Origin of the sequence: Agrobacterium sp. AGB01, assembly GCF_014851585.1 — a bacterium.
GTDB lineage: Bacteria > Pseudomonadota > Alphaproteobacteria > Rhizobiales > Rhizobiaceae > Agrobacterium.
The window spans coordinates 158,076-171,779 of the sequence record NZ_JACVAB010000004.1 but is presented as its reverse complement, the minus strand read 5'-3'; the positions used below and the strand labels follow the sequence as shown (position 1 = coordinate 171,779).

11 protein-coding genes are annotated in these 13,704 nt (G+C 55.9%); 8 read left to right on the top strand and 3 right to left on the bottom strand.

Annotated elements, in window-relative coordinates; genetic code table 11:
* The first annotated feature begins 154 nt into the window (after positions 1-154).
* Genes IB237_RS15620 through IB237_RS15610 form a run of 3 tightly spaced genes read left to right on the top strand, consistent with a single transcriptional unit; the run spans position 155 to position 5,590 of the window.
* Positions 155-907 (top strand): ImuA family protein, encoded by a 753-nt coding sequence (locus tag IB237_RS15620; protein WP_192489610.1) that lies wholly within the window; start codon positions 155-157, stop codon positions 905-907.
* Positions 828-2,339 carry a DNA polymerase Y family protein gene (locus IB237_RS15615; RefSeq protein ID WP_192489609.1) on the top strand — a complete coding sequence of 504 codons (1,512 nt, stop codon included), beginning with the start codon at positions 828-830 and terminating at the stop codon, positions 2,337-2,339. The genes IB237_RS15620 and IB237_RS15615 overlap by 80 nt, the downstream gene beginning before the upstream one ends.
* A complete protein-coding gene (locus IB237_RS15610) occupies positions 2,336-5,590 on the top strand; it encodes an error-prone DNA polymerase (RefSeq protein WP_192489608.1) in 3,255 nt (1,084 codons plus the stop codon). Before IB237_RS15615 ends, IB237_RS15610 begins: the two co-directional genes overlap by 4 nt.
* Positions 5,591-5,660: 70 nt before the next feature.
* Here IB237_RS15610 and IB237_RS15605 read toward each other — a convergent pair whose 3' ends face one another.
* The gene (locus IB237_RS15605; RefSeq protein WP_192489607.1) at positions 5,661-6,581 is read right to left on the bottom strand and encodes a nucleotidyltransferase and HEPN domain-containing protein; all 921 of its coding nucleotides are present in this window, start codon (positions 6,579-6,581) and stop codon (positions 5,661-5,663) included.
* Between the two features lie 182 nt (positions 6,582-6,763).
* Here IB237_RS15605 and IB237_RS15600 point away from each other — a divergent pair, with 182 nt between their 5' ends.
* Entirely contained in the window at positions 6,764-7,801 is a 1,038-nt protein-coding gene (locus IB237_RS15600) for an IS110 family transposase (protein ID WP_192489606.1), read from the top strand.
* Positions 7,802-8,256: 455 nt separating this feature from the next.
* Here the strand turns inward: IB237_RS15600 and IB237_RS15595 are convergent, their stop codons facing one another.
* Positions 8,257-9,198 carry a GlxA family transcriptional regulator gene (locus IB237_RS15595; protein WP_210323978.1) on the bottom strand — a complete coding sequence of 314 codons (942 nt, stop codon included), beginning with the start codon at positions 9,196-9,198 and terminating at the stop codon, positions 8,257-8,259.
* Between the two features lie 124 nt (positions 9,199-9,322).
* Between IB237_RS15595 and IB237_RS15590 the strand changes: the two genes are divergently transcribed.
* From IB237_RS15590 to tehA, 4 genes are all read left to right on the top strand, one after another.
* Entirely contained in the window at positions 9,323-10,117 is a 795-nt protein-coding gene (locus IB237_RS15590) for an SDR family oxidoreductase (RefSeq protein ID WP_192489605.1), read from the top strand.
* A gap of 43 nt (positions 10,118-10,160) precedes the next feature.
* Positions 10,161-10,925 carry an SDR family oxidoreductase gene (locus tag IB237_RS15585; protein WP_192489604.1) on the top strand — a complete coding sequence of 255 codons (765 nt, stop codon included), beginning with the start codon at positions 10,161-10,163 and terminating at the stop codon, positions 10,923-10,925.
* A gap of 91 nt (positions 10,926-11,016) precedes the next feature.
* On the top strand, positions 11,017-11,544 hold the full coding sequence (locus tag IB237_RS15580) for a carboxymuconolactone decarboxylase family protein (protein WP_192489603.1): 528 nt from the start codon (positions 11,017-11,019) through the stop codon (positions 11,542-11,544).
* A 179-nt stretch (positions 11,545-11,723) separates the two neighbouring features.
* The gene (gene tehA, locus IB237_RS15575) at positions 11,724-12,728 is read left to right on the top strand and encodes a dicarboxylate transporter/tellurite-resistance protein TehA (RefSeq protein WP_192489602.1); all 1,005 of its coding nucleotides are present in this window, start codon (positions 11,724-11,726) and stop codon (positions 12,726-12,728) included.
* A 64-nt stretch (positions 12,729-12,792) separates the two neighbouring features.
* Here the strand turns inward: tehA and IB237_RS15570 are convergent, their stop codons facing one another.
* Positions 12,793-13,668, bottom strand: a complete 876-nt coding sequence (locus tag IB237_RS15570; protein WP_192489601.1) for a LysR family transcriptional regulator — start codon at positions 13,666-13,668, stop codon at positions 12,793-12,795.
* Between the last annotated feature and the right edge of the window lie 36 nt (positions 13,669-13,704).

Below are 13,704 nucleotides of genomic sequence, written 5' to 3'. Positions count from 1 at the left end.
ATATAGACATTCTGCGCAGAGTCTAATTTAAGGATAATATTCCCAATCTCCCACCCTATTGACTCTTTTTTGTGTTGGGAACAAACAAGGAACATGTAGGTTCTTGCGACATTCTGTCGTCCTGCCAACGCGCTTTCGAAGGGAGCTGTGAACGATGGCCGCTGCCTGCCCGCAAGTGATTTCAGAATTGCGTGAGCGCATAGCGTCGCTTGAAGGCACATCTGTGCGCAAAGCTGGTGTTCTGCCGTTTGATCTCGCCGATATTGACCGGCTTCTGCCAGGTGGTGGCCTTGCCTTCGGTGCGCTGCACGAGTTTGCAGGTGGCGGGGCAGGGACGGTTGACGGCGCGGCGGCAGCCCTATTTGCGGCCGGTATTGCTGCACGCACCAAGGGCCCTGTCGTCTGGTGCCTGACGCGACCCGATCTGTTTTTCCCGGCTCTCGCGCAAGTTGGTCTCCATCCGGACCGGGTGATCTTTGTCGAATCCGACCGCGAGGAAGAGGTGCTGGCCAATATGGAGGAGGGATTATCCTTCGGAGGATTGGGTGCCGTGGTTGGTGAGCTCGTACGCCTACCGATGGTTGGATCACGAAGGCTCCAGTTGGCAGCAGAACGTACAGGCACCATGGCCCTTGCGGTCAGGCGATGGCGACGACAGACGGAAGCTAATGATTTCGGGCAACCAACCGCTTCGACAACCAAATGGCGGGTCAGTGTGATGCCATCGGAAGAACTGCCAGTACCGGGGGTGGGCAGTGCCCAGTGGTTTCTGGAATTAATGCGCGTGAAAGCGGGTGAGTGTGCTGAGTTTCTCGTGAGGGCGTGCGATGACACGGGTCGTATCGATTTATCTACCGGATCTGCCGACGGATCGCATTCGTCGCGCCGATCCGTCCATTTCGCCTGACCAGGCAATTGCGGTGATTGCCAGGAGTGGGTCCAAACGCTGGGTATCCGCCGCTGATGTGGCGGCCCGCGAAGCCGGTGTTCATGTCGGCATGTCAGCAGCAAAGGCACAGGCGCTGTTTCGCGGTCTGATGCTTGTTGATGCTGACCTTGCTGCCGATGCCTCTGCATTGGAACGCATTACCCTTTGGGCTCTGACCATCTATTCGCCGATCGTCGCGGTTGATGGTCGCGACGGGATTGTCATGGATACGGAAGGAGCAGACCACCTGCAGGGCGGTGAGCTTGCGATGGTCACCAAGATTGCCAACCAGTTTCTGGCAAAAAAGCTGACAGCCCGCGTGGCGGTGGCCGATACCTGGGGAGGGGCCCATGCCTGCGCGAGAACCATCAATCGTGACACAGTTATCGTACCTTCGGGCGAAACTGCGCGTGCCGTGGAGAGGCTGTCGATATCCATGCTGCGTTTGCCACCAAATGTCATCACTGATCTCAAGACCCTCGGTTTCCAGACGATTGGCGAACTTGCCAACACACCACGCGCGCCACTGACCTTACGCTTCGGGCCAGAAATTGGCCGCCGGCTTGATCAGATGTTCGGTCGGGCTGCAGAACCCATTGATCCAATCAGAACACTTGATTTGATCGAGGTCAGCAGAGCATTTGCCGAACCGATCGGAGCTGCGGATACCATCAACAAATATGTCGGCCGACTTGTCGTCCAGTTGATAGATGAATTGCAGAAAAAGGGATTGGGTGTCAGACGTGCCGACCTGATCGTCGAAAAGGTAGATGGCACACGGCAGGCGATCCGTGCCGGAACCGCCAAACCAGCGCGTGATATCGCCTGGTTGACAAAGCTGTTTCGCGACCGCACCGAAAAGATCGAACCAGGCTTTGGTATCGAAAAACTGACCCTGGTCGCGGTGATGGTCGAACCTCTGGAGGAGACCCAGAAAGTGTCCTCACTGGTTGAGGACGACGTCACCGGTGTCACACCGTTGATCGACATTTACGGCAATCGCGGCAATCGGGTCTATCGTGTGGCGCCTGTTGCGTCTGACGTGCCTGAACGCTGCGTGCAGAGGATTTCTGCGGCTGCTGATCCTATCGGCAATGCCTGGGTCAGTCATTGGCGACGGCCTGTTAGATTGCTGCCAAAACCGGAGTTGATTGAAGCCATTGCCCTGCTGCCAGACCGTCCGCCGGTATCGATCGTCTGGCGTGGCAAGCGCCGCAAGGTGAAGCGGGCCGATGGGCCGGAGCGTATCTTCGGTGAGTGGTGGCAACGCAACGCGGAAATGGAGGCGGTCCGCGATTATTTCCTGATCGAGGATGAAACCGGCGAGCGTCTCTGGGTGTTCCGCTCAGGCGATGGCGTAGACCCTGAAACCGGATCCCATCGCTGGTTCATGCATGGGATATTCGCATGAGCTACGCCGAGCTTCAGGTCACCACACATTTCTCCTTCCTGCGTGGTGCCAGTTCTGCGCAGGAACTGTTCGAAACTGCCAAGGCACTCGGTATCGAGGCGCTTGGTGTTGTCGATCGCAATTCGCTGGCAGGCATTATCAGGGCACTGGAGGCGTCGCGATCAACGGGCTTGCGGCTTGTTGTCGGCTGCCGACTAGATCTCCAAGACGGCATGTCGTTGTTGGTCTATCCGATAAACCGAGCAGCCTACTCTCGATTGACCCGTCTGATCACGCTTGGAAAATCCCGTGGCGGTAAGAACAACTGCGTTCTGAACTGGAATGATGTCATTGCCTATTGCGACGGCATGATCGGAATATTCATTCCTGATTTGCCGGACAGTGTCTGCGCGGTGCAGATGAGGAAGATGGCCGATGTGTTTGCAGATCGAGCCTATGTGTCGCTCTGTCTGCGCCGACGGCAGAACGATCAGATGCGACTGCATCAGATTTCCAGTCTGGCAGCGCGGTTCAATGTGAAAACCGTCGTCACCAATGACGTTCTGTTTCACGAGCCTGGTCGTCGGCAGCTGCAGGACATCGTCACCTGCATCAGAAACAAAACCACCATTGACGAGGTAGGCTTCGAGCGCGAACGTCACGCAGATCGCTATCTCAAACCACCAAAGGAAATGCAGCGGCTGTTTTCTCGCTACCCTGAAGCGCTGGCACGCACCTTGGAAATTGTCCGGCGCTGTACCTTCTCGCTTGAAGAACTGACCTACCAGTATCCTGAGGAAGCAATCGTACCGGGCAAGGATGCCCAGGCGTCGCTGGAACATTATGTCTGGCAGAGTGTGCCCGATCGTTATCCAGAAGGATTGCCGCCGGAAGTTCTTAAGACCCTTCGGCACGAGCTCAACCTTATACGCACAATGAAGTACGCTCCGTACTTTCTGACGGTGTTTTCGATAGTCAGATTTGCCCGCGGTCAGGGCATTCTCTGTCAGGGGCGAGGGTCAGCGGCCAATAGCGCAGTCTGTTATATTCTCGGTATCACATCGATCGATCCCTCAACCAACGATCTGCTGTTTGAGCGCTTCGTCAGCCAGGAACGGGACGAGCCGCCCGATATTGATGTGGATTTCGAGCACGAGCGACGGGAAGAGGTCATCCAGTGGATCTACAAGACCTACACCCGTGAGAAGGCGGCGCTGTGCGCCACTGTCACTCGCTACAGGGCACGGGGCGCGATCCGCGATGTCGGTAAGGCACTTGGCCTGCCCGAGGATGTCATCAAGGCGCTATCGTCGGGCATGTGGTCATGGTCAGAGGAAGTTTGTGATCGCAATGTCCAAGAACTCAATCTCAATCCTGACGATCGCCGTCTCGTCCTCACACTCAAGCTTGCACAACAACTGATGGGCGCACCCCGTCATCTCGGGCAGCATCCCGGTGGTTTTGTCCTCACCCATGACCGGCTTGACGACCTGGTACCAATCGAGCCGGCCACAATGAAGGACCGCCAGATCATTGAATGGGACAAGGATGATGTCGAGGCACTGAAGTTCATGAAGGTCGACGTGCTGGCGCTTGGCATGCTGACCTGCATGGCAAAGGCCTTTGACCTGATCCGCGATCACAAGGAGGAGGACCTTGATCTTTCAAATATCACACAGGAGGACCCGGCAACCTACGCAATGATCCGCAAGGCCGACACGCTCGGGACCTTCCAGATCGAAAGTCGGGCACAGATGGCAATGTTGCCGCGCCTGAAACCACGGACATTCTACGATCTCGTTGTGCAGGTTGCGATTGTTCGGCCCGGCCCGATCCAGGGCGACATGGTGCATCCATATTTGCGAAGGCGAGAGGGCAAGGAACCGGTTAAATATCCCACACCAGAGCTTGAAGCCGTGCTTGGCAAGACGCTGGGCGTGCCGTTGTTCCAGGAAAGTGCTATGCGGGTGGCGATGGTGTGCGCCGGGTTCACAGGCGGCGAAGCCGATCAATTACGCAAGTCGATGGCAACCTTCAAGTTCACCGGCGGGGTGTCGCGGTTCAAGGAAAAGCTTGTGTCCGGTATGGTGAAGAACGGTTACACGCCGGAATTTGCCGAAAAGACGTTCTCCCAGCTCGAGGGCTTCGGCAGCTACGGCTTCCCGGAAAGTCATGCCGCGTCTTTTGCCCTTATTGCATATGCCTCGAACTACATCAAATGCCACTATCCGGATGCATTCTGTGCCGCACTGTTAAATGCGCAGCCGATGGGCTTTTATGCGCCAGCCCAGATAGTTGGCGATGCGAGAGCGCACGGTGTCGAGGTGCGGCCGGTCTGTGTCAACCGGTCGCGATGGGATTGCACACTGGAGAAAGCAGGCAACAACGGCCGCCATGCGGTTCGGCTCGGTTTTCGGCAGGTCAAGGGGTTGGCAAGTGTTGATGCTGGGCTGATCGTTGCGGCGAGAATGAATGTGGCGTTTACATCCATCGACGACATGTGGCGCCGATCAGGCGTGCCGTCCGACGCGCTCGTGCAACTTGCCAAGGCTGATGCGTTTCTACCCTCCTTGAAACTTGAACGCCGTGATGCACTTTGGGCCATCAAGGCGCTGCGCGATGAGCCTCTGCCCCTATTCGCTGCAGCAGCAGAGAAACAGATGACAGCCATAGCGGAACAGCAGGAGCCTGAGGTGGCATTGAGGCAAATGACTGAGGGACACAATGTGGTGCAGGATTACAGCCACGTCGGACTGACCCTGCGGCAGCATCCGGTCAGTTTTTTGCGCAAGGACCTGTCTCATCGCAATATCATCACCTGCGCCGATGCGATGAATGCCAGGGACGGGCGCTGGGTCTACACGGCAGGACTTGTGCTTGTCCGGCAAAAACCCGGATCTGCCAAGGGCGTGATGTTCATCACTATTGAGGATGAGACCGGCCCCGCCAACCTCGTTGTCTGGCCGACACTGTTTGAGAAACGACGTCGCGTTGTGCTGGGTTCTTCAATGATGGCTGTAAATGGTCGCATCCAGCGGGAAGGTGAGGTCGTGCACCTTGTGGCGCAGCAGCTGTTTGACCTGACAGCTGATCTGTCCGGATTGGCTGATCGCGATGGTGAATTCAGGCTACCAACCGGACGAGGCGATGAGTTTGCCCATGGTGGTGGACCGGACTCGCGAGACCGGCCAAAAGTCGTGCGGCCGAGAGACATGTTCGTGCCCGACCTGCATATCGATACGCTAAAAGTAAAAAGCCGGAATTTTCACTGATTTCCAAATCAGGAATTACAGTTCCGGATCGCTTCAAGAGCGTCGACTTTGAAATTGCCTTGTAGTGCTATTACGAAACGCCCGTCGCCTTGGCTGCCTGCTGCAGCTGCTTGATATGCTCGCCGCAGAGCGCTTCTATCAGGGTATGGAGTTCAGCCGTCCGTTCCTGAAGCCAGGCAATTGCCTCTTCGCTGATCTCGAACTGTTTTGAATAGCGCGCCTTGACGTAGGCTTCGTTGAGAATGTTGTACCATGCGGTAAAGAGCTGGTGGTCACGCGGCCAGATGTCGACGAGCCGTCGGTCACGATCCTCGGAAAGCCCGCGCAGGAATTTCAGATTGTGCGAGGGCGGGGAGTAGTTGGTCAGCGTCAGGAGATAGCAGGAATAGGCGGATTCGACTGCTTGGTGCAGTTCAAAGGCGGCTCGCCGCGGATTGTTACGGCCTGAATAGAAACTGACACCCGCGAGAAGGTCGCCTATTTCTTGATTGTGGAGATCAAAATGCTCCTGTGCCACCCGAAGCGCATCGGCAGGGCTGAGCGGCTTTGGTTCGGCCAACGGCCGGTCATCGAACTCATAAAGGACAATGCCCTCCCGGGCGAGATCGACAAAGAAATACTGTCCGTCATGCAAAAAATTGCTGATCTCGCGGGCACCATGCACGATCAGGCCAACAGGCGTTTCGATATCCTTACTCCACATCAGCCGGTCGGTGGCCTTGTCCCAGTACTTCGGGTCGGCCAGCTCCTTGTTGCTGACGATGACAAGAATATCGAAGTCCGAACGGTAGCCCTTCGAGGTATGCGGTTCGTCGACGAAGGTACCGCGGGCGTAGGAACCAAATAGGATGATCTTGTAGATCCGCCCGTCTTTTTTTGCATCCGACTTCGAACGCTCGACCACGCCAGCAAACTCTTCCTGGATGATGCGGACGATCTTTTCCAGTTCGACCTGCTTTGCCTGCGGAAGATGTCCGATATCCGATTTCATCGCCTTCACCATCGATTCTTCTAAGCAGCGATTCTAGCTGCGATAGTGGGCTAATGCCACTCCACATTGCTCTAGGGGTGTGGTTTACCAAGGTCGCGCGCACAGCGAACCGCATCATAAATCTGAAATCAACCGATAATATCTTGGCACTGATGACCCTCGGGGTGTCAAGGGAGCGAGCGATGCAAGGCGTGGCAACGGTGGGACTTGATATAGCCAAGCAGGTATTCCAGGCGCACGGAGCAGATGCGAGCGGAGAGACCCGCTTCAACACACAAATCAAACGGGAGAACGTTCTGGAGTTCTTCAGCAAGCTCAGTCCTTGCCTCATCGGAATAGAGTCCTGCGCTACAAGTTATTACTGGGCGCGCCAGTTATCGGACCTCGGTCACGACGTGCGTTTGGTTCATACGAGCTACGTAAAGCCGTTTGTGAAACGAGGCAAAACAGACGCGAACGATGCAGAGGCAATCAACGTTGCACTTGCGCAAAAAACAATGCGCTTTGTCCCCGTCAAAACCCTAAACCAACAAGCGGCGGTTACTATTTTTCGAACCCGAAGCCTTTTTGTTTCGCAGCGGACTCAACTGGTCAACGCGCTTCGAGGACATTTAGCGGAGGCAGGCATAGTAGCGGCAAGGGGCATTAGGAATTCTTCTAAACTGGTTACGTTGATGGAGAACGCAGCCGATACCGTCTTGCCCACAATGATGAAGGAGGCCCTCACCGACGTTAGCGATCAGATGCTTCGATTAGACGACTTGGTCATAAAACTAGACAAAGAGATTGAACGCCGCGTGCAAGGCGATGAGGATGCGCGTAGACTTCTAACTATACCCGGTGTTGGGCCGAAAACCGCGATGTGCGTTATTGCGACGGTACCTGATATTCATAGGTTTCCCTCTGGTCGCGATTTCTCGTCCTGGCTGGGTCTTACTCCTCGTACGCATTCTAGCGGCAGTCGTTCGGTTCTAGGGGGCATCACGAAAATGGGGAATACCGAACTCCGAACCATGCTTTATCTGGGGGCTTCAACGCTTATAGTTCGAGATAGCAAAAACCCGATAGGTCGGTGGGCCTCTCGGCTGCGTACAAGACGACCGTTTAAAGTCGCCGCTACCGCAGTGGCGAACCGTATCGCGCGCATCATTTGGGCGCTTTTGGCAAAAGGCGGAGTTTACGATCCGGGATACCGTCAAGTATCCGCGCCTTGTGAATGAGCGATAACCTCTTAGAGTTTGAACAGGTGGCGGTCGACGACAGGCTTACAGGAAGCGCACTAGAAAGCGAATAGACCGAAGAATCAAATGTATCTAGAGTACGTACCATCTACAGGCGTTTGCTCCGCGTTTTAGTTAATGGCAACCTTCACAGGTAAAGCCGTGAGAACTGTTGCAGCGCTTACAGTAGTCTTGTCCTCGATCATCCATCTAGCGGGCCGTCTCAACGAAGGAGCGGCCCGCACTTCAATCGGCCTAACGCCGACAGTTCCCGCCGTTAGCCGCCTCAAATGTGGGGCAGTGACCTCAGAGGTCCACTCAATTATTGACTACTCATCAAAGCACTTTCGAATCCGGGTTCGTGTCCCTCAAGTGCTCGACGAGTAGAGCGCAACGGCTTGAAAGCCGTTTCCACAAATTGCTCTAGCTGTAAACCTGAACTTCTCAGAGAAGTGTCATGACGTCCGCGCCAGACGACGAATGGCCTGAGGTGGCTGTCCATATTGGCGCATGAAGGCCTCGCGCATGCGACGTAGATCCACAAAGCCGCTTTCGCGGGCAATCTGGTCCATGGGATGGCGGGTTTCCTCAATCATCAGGCGAGCCGCCTCAAGGCGGATCTGCTCGACTGCCTTGGCGGGGGTCTGGCCGGTTTCCGCGCGAAACGCACGGCTGAACTGGCGCGGCGAAAGAGCAGCAACCTCAGCCAGTTCTTCCACCGTCAGCGAGTTGGCAACGTGGGACTTCGCATGGATCAGTGCCTTCTGGATGCGGTCGCTGCTGGGGGCAAGTTCTAGAAGTTCGGAATGCTGGGATTGGCCACCTGCGCGGCGATGATGCATGACCAGCCGCCTGGCAATGGCACTGGCGACATCCCGTCCCAAATCTTTTTCGATCAGGGCGACGGCGAGATCCAGACCGGCCGTTAGACCGGCCGATGTCCAGATTGGCCCTTCATTGATGAAGATGCGATCATCTTCCACCCGCACATTAGGAAAGCTCTCCCGCATCTCGCGGGCGTAGGACCAGTGCGTGGTAGCGCGGCGGCCTTCCAGAAGGCCCATTTGCCCAAGAAGAAACGAACCAGTGCAGAGACCGGCAACCCGGCGAGCTTCCCTCGCCATGCTGCGCAGGGTGGCAAGTGTAACCTTATCCTGCTGCGGGGGCGGTACAAGGCCGGCGAGCAGCAGCAGTGTGTCCACCGCGCCAACCTCATCCAGCCGTGTTGTTGGCACCGCAAAACCGCTTGAGGAGATCACGGGGCCACCTCCCACCGAAGATATGGACAGCGTGTAATAGTCTTGCCCCTGCAAGACATTGGCCAGCTCAAAAGCGGCCTGCACGCCAAGCGCCAAAAACTGAAAACCCGGTGTCAGCACCATTGATATATGCGGCATTGGGCGGTCCGATCCTAATGTCTTAAAAACGTAGTTTATACGTCATATCAGACATCGACCAATTGGTCCATAACAGCCTTGTCGAGAGCAACGACGCTCTCTTGAACAAACAAGGATCACATCAATGACTGCCAAGGGAACTGCACTGATTACCGGCGCCTCCACGGGTATTGGCGCCATTTACGCCGACCGTCTGGCGGCACGCGGCTATGACCTTATTCTTGTGGCGCGCAACAGGGAAAAGCTTCAGGCGCTCGCTTCAGCAATTTCTGACAAGACGGGTCGCGCCGTGGAAGTGCTGGCCGCCGACCTCAGTAAAGCGGCCGATCTTGCCAGTGTTGAAAAGGTACTGCGGGAAGATGCCAGCATTAGCGCGCTGGTCAACAATGCCGGCATTGGCACCCACACGACACTGCTGGACAGCGATATAGAGCGTATGGAGGCCATGGTGCAGCTGAACGTGACGGCGCTGATGCGCCTGACCTATGCCGCAGTGCCCGGTTTTGTGGCGCGTGGCGGTGGAACGGTAATCAACATTGCCTCGATTGTGGCGGTCGCACCAGAGTTGCTCAATGGCGTTTATGGCGGCACAAAAGCTTTTGTGCAGGCCTTCACCACCTCGCTCAACCACGAACTTGCCGACAAGGGCATTCGCGCCCAGGCCGTGTTGCCCGGCGCCACACGGACCGATTTCTGGGCGTTGGGCGGATTGCCGGTTGAACATCTGCCAAGCGAAATCGTGATGCAGGCAGAAGACATGGTCGATGCCGCCCTTGCCGGCTTTGACCAGGGTGAAACCAGCACCATTCCGGCACTGAAGGACATTGCATTGTGGAATGCTTATGAGGCAGCGAGGCTCGCACTAGGGCCTCAGCTTTCCGCCACCCATCCGGCCTCTCGCCTTACCAACGCGGCCTGAACACGTCGCGCGCTTCTTCCCCTCGAAACAAAGGATCATTGCGATGAAACTGACAGGCAACACGATTTTTATTACCGGCGGCACCAGCGGCATTGGCCGTGGCCTTGCCGAAGCGCTGCACAAGCTGGGCAACAAGGTGATTATTTCAGGGCGGCGCAAGGCGCTTCTGGATGAAGTAACTGCCGCCAACCCCGGCATGGTTGCGATACCCCTTGATGTGACTAGCGTTGACAGTATTCAAGCGGCAGCAAAGGAACTGGTGGCGACCTATCCTGACCTTAACGTGGTGTTCAACAATGCCGGTTTCATGCCGTTTGACGATGTATCCGGCCCGGTTGATGATGCGGTTGCGCAGGATCTGATTACCACCAACCTGCTGGGGCCAATCCGTGTTACCTCGGCATTGATTGAACATCTGAAAACGCGGCCACAGGCCACCATTCTTTATACCAGCAGCGTGCTTGCCTTTGTGCCAATTGCCAGCAACGCCATCTATTCGGCCACCAAAGCCGCCCTGCATTCCTTCGCCCTGTCGCAACGTTTCCAGCTGCGTGACACAACTGTGCGGGTGCAGGAAATTGCGCCACCGTGGGTAGATACTGACCTGATCTACAAAAGTGGTGATCCGCGTGCCATGCCGCTGGCCGCCTTCATTGAGCAGACGTTGGTTGCGCTTGCCAGTGATGCGCCTGAGGTGATTGTCGATGCCGTCCGGCCGATGCGCGACAACCCCGGTGCCAATGAACATGTGCTGTTTAACGCCTTCAACCAAAGCATTGTCGACAACCCCATTCCAGTGGGTGCCTGACAGACCCTTGGACCGTGGGCCGGTGTTGACGCAAAACCCGCCGACATCGGTCGCCAACCTCCCAAAAAAACAGACAATGAGAGGAAATGACATGTCCCGCATTAGCATTCCTGAACCGCAGTCCGCACCAGAGGCATCACAGGCCACATTGGGCGCGATCAATACAAAACTTGGCCGCGTGCCAAACTTCTTCCGTGTTCTTTCCAACAGCCCGGCGGTCATCAATGCCCATGCCGCTCTCAACCAGGGGCTTGGCAAGGCGCTTGACGTGAAGACCCGTGAACGCATTGCCCTGGCGGTTGCCGCCGTAAACGGCTGCGAATATTGCAATGCCGCTCACACATTTACCGGCTTTACTTTTTCCAAGCTCAGCCGCGAGGAAATTGAGCTGGCCCGGCAAGGCACGTCTGAGGAACCAAAGGCTGCAGCCGTAGCCGGATTTGCCCGCCGGGTGGCGCAGGCCCGTGGTAAGGTAACGCAGGACGATATTGATGCGGTGCGCGGCGCCGGCTTCAGCGATGCGCAGATCGTTGAAATCGTTGCGGTGGTGGCAGAAAACTTCTTCACCAACCTCATCAATAATGTCTCTGAAACGGAAGTGGATTTCTCCGAAATCTGACCAGTTCTCCCGTCCCGCTGGAGCTGTGCCGCGGTACGCGACATCGCGTACCGCCAGAAGCGGCTACTAAAGCATAGGTACGCCGTTCAAGTTATGGACTTAGTGAAGATGCCTGCAAGCAGCAATCAGCCAGTCAGGTCGTGTCGGCTGCATCTGGCCGAAAGAAAGGAGCGTTGAAAATGTCCACAAAACAACATGGCTTGAGGTCAGTGGTCGGGCGAGTGCCTGCGTCTTTCTTCGGTATCGTGCTCGGACTGGTTGGGCTCGGATCTACATGGCGAACAGCAGCAGACGCATGGAATTTTCCAACGCCGCCGGGTGAATTTTTTAGTCTTGCTGGAGTGGCTGTCTGGTGCCTTGTCACAATGCTTTACGCCGCAAAATGGGTTCTGGCACGCCATGATGCTTTGGCCGAAACTGAACATGCCATTCAATGCTGTTTTGTTGGGTTGGTCGGTGTCGCCACGATGTTGGCTGGACTGGCGCTACTACCTTACTCCCGAACTGCCACCGAAATTTTACTGGTACTCGGCTTTGCCGCCACCTTCGGTTTTGCGCTTTGGAGAACAGGTCGCCTCTGGCAGGGTGCACGTGATCCGGCTGCGTCGACACCTGTACTTTATCTGCCGACGGTCGCGGGATCTTTTGTCACCGCTATTGTGATGGGCGCGCTCGGTCACCAAGAGATGGGACAACTCGCGTTTGGGGCAGGTCTGTTATCATGGCTTGCGATCGAGTCGATCCTGCTACACAGGCTATACACTATGCCCGAACTAACCCCGGCTCTACGGGCGACGCTGGGCATACAGCTCGCACCACCAGCCGTCGGTAGTGTCGCATATCTCAGCGTAAACGGAGGTGTAACAGACATATTCGTGCACGCACTGTTTGGATATGCCGTGCTGCAACTGGCGATCTTATTGCGTCTCACGCCGTGGATACTCAAGCAGCCATTTTCCGCATCCTATTGGGCTTTTACCTTCGGATTAACTGCCATATCGACTGCAGGTGTAAAACTTGCCAGCGCGAGTGAAGACCCGGTTCTTCAATTCCTTTCCTTGTCATTATTCATAATGACCAATGCCGGTTTGTTCGCGATCATAGCAGGCTCGATCATTCTTTTGGCAAAAGGCAGGTTTCTCCCTGCCTCTGTTGTTCCTGTCGTTACTACCTCTCCGCAATAACGATATAAATCGACATACTGCGCCGAGTGGAGTTAACGCGACAGCGAGTAATTGGCCAAAAAAGTTATCTTTGTTTGGTCGCGGCAAACTCTTCGGCCAGAAGGTCGATCAAGAGCCTGACTTTTCTCGTCGGCTTTTGTCCAGGTGGACGCACGATGAAAATGCCGACGGGCGGAAGTTGGTACTCCGTCATGATAGGGACTAGGGCACCGGCTGCGACGTAGGGATCAGCCATGATCTCCCCCATGGCGACTATGCCTATGCCTGCGACCGCTGCCTCGACGAGCACATGAGCACTGTCTGCCTTGAACCGGCCTTGTGGATGTACGGTGACCGACTGGTTGTCTTTCGTAAACGTCCAGGCGTCCGTCGCAGGTGTTATCGCTGAATGCTTGATGATGTCAGAGGGACTTTGCGGCGTGCCATGTTGAGCGACATAGCTTGGGCTTGCATATAGTTTCACCCCCAAAGTTCCAATCTTTCGAGCGACCAGATTGGAGTCTGGCAGATAACCAACCCGGATGCCGCAATCGAAACCTTCCGCCACCAGATCGACGTAGCGGTCGTTGAAGCGTACGTGCACATGCAAGGATGGATGCTGACGACCAAATTCGGCAAGAGATTTTGCCAGTTGCGCAGCAAAAGAGGCCGGTGCAGCTACGCGCAAAAGTCCCCGAAGCTCCCCTTCGGGTGACATTTCTTCACGAGCGGCATCGATTGAGGCGCAAATATCGGCTGCTCGTTCACGGAACAATGTACCCGCCTCCGTCAACCCCGCACCACGGGTTGATCGTGTCAGCAATTGGACTCCAAGTTCCTCCTCAAGCCGCAACACACGTCGGCTAACGATGGATTTTGCCAAACCAAGCCGGCGAGCTGCGGAGTTAACGCCGCCCGCATCCGCTACTTCCACGAACGTCCTTAGATCGTCAATTTCCATGCAAAACCTCCGTCCCCCATTATGCGACATTGAATA

Coding starts and splice junctions, on each gene's coding strand:
- IB237_RS15615 (WP_192489609.1), top strand. CDS start 828: ATGACACGGGTCGTATCGATTTATCTACCGGATCTGCCGACGGATCGC.
- IB237_RS15610 (WP_192489608.1), top strand. CDS start 2,336: ATGAGCTACGCCGAGCTTCAGGTCACCACACATTTCTCCTTCCTGCGT.
- tehA (WP_192489602.1), top strand. CDS start 11,724: ATGTCCACAAAACAACATGGCTTGAGGTCAGTGGTCGGGCGAGTGCCT.
- IB237_RS15570 (WP_192489601.1), bottom strand. CDS start 13,668: ATGGAAATTGACGATCTAAGGACGTTCGTGGAAGTAGCGGATGCGGGC.
- IB237_RS15580 (WP_192489603.1), top strand. CDS start 11,017: ATGTCCCGCATTAGCATTCCTGAACCGCAGTCCGCACCAGAGGCATCA.
- IB237_RS15605 (WP_192489607.1), bottom strand. CDS start 6,581: ATGAAATCGGATATCGGACATCTTCCGCAGGCAAAGCAGGTCGAACTG.
- IB237_RS15600 (WP_192489606.1), top strand. CDS start 6,764: ATGCAAGGCGTGGCAACGGTGGGACTTGATATAGCCAAGCAGGTATTC.
- IB237_RS15595 (WP_210323978.1), bottom strand. CDS start 9,198: ATGCCGCATATATCAATGGTGCTGACACCGGGTTTTCAGTTTTTGGCG.
- IB237_RS15585 (WP_192489604.1), top strand. CDS start 10,161: ATGAAACTGACAGGCAACACGATTTTTATTACCGGCGGCACCAGCGGC.
- IB237_RS15620 (WP_192489610.1), top strand. CDS start 155: ATGGCCGCTGCCTGCCCGCAAGTGATTTCAGAATTGCGTGAGCGCATA.
- IB237_RS15590 (WP_192489605.1), top strand. CDS start 9,323: ATGACTGCCAAGGGAACTGCACTGATTACCGGCGCCTCCACGGGTATT.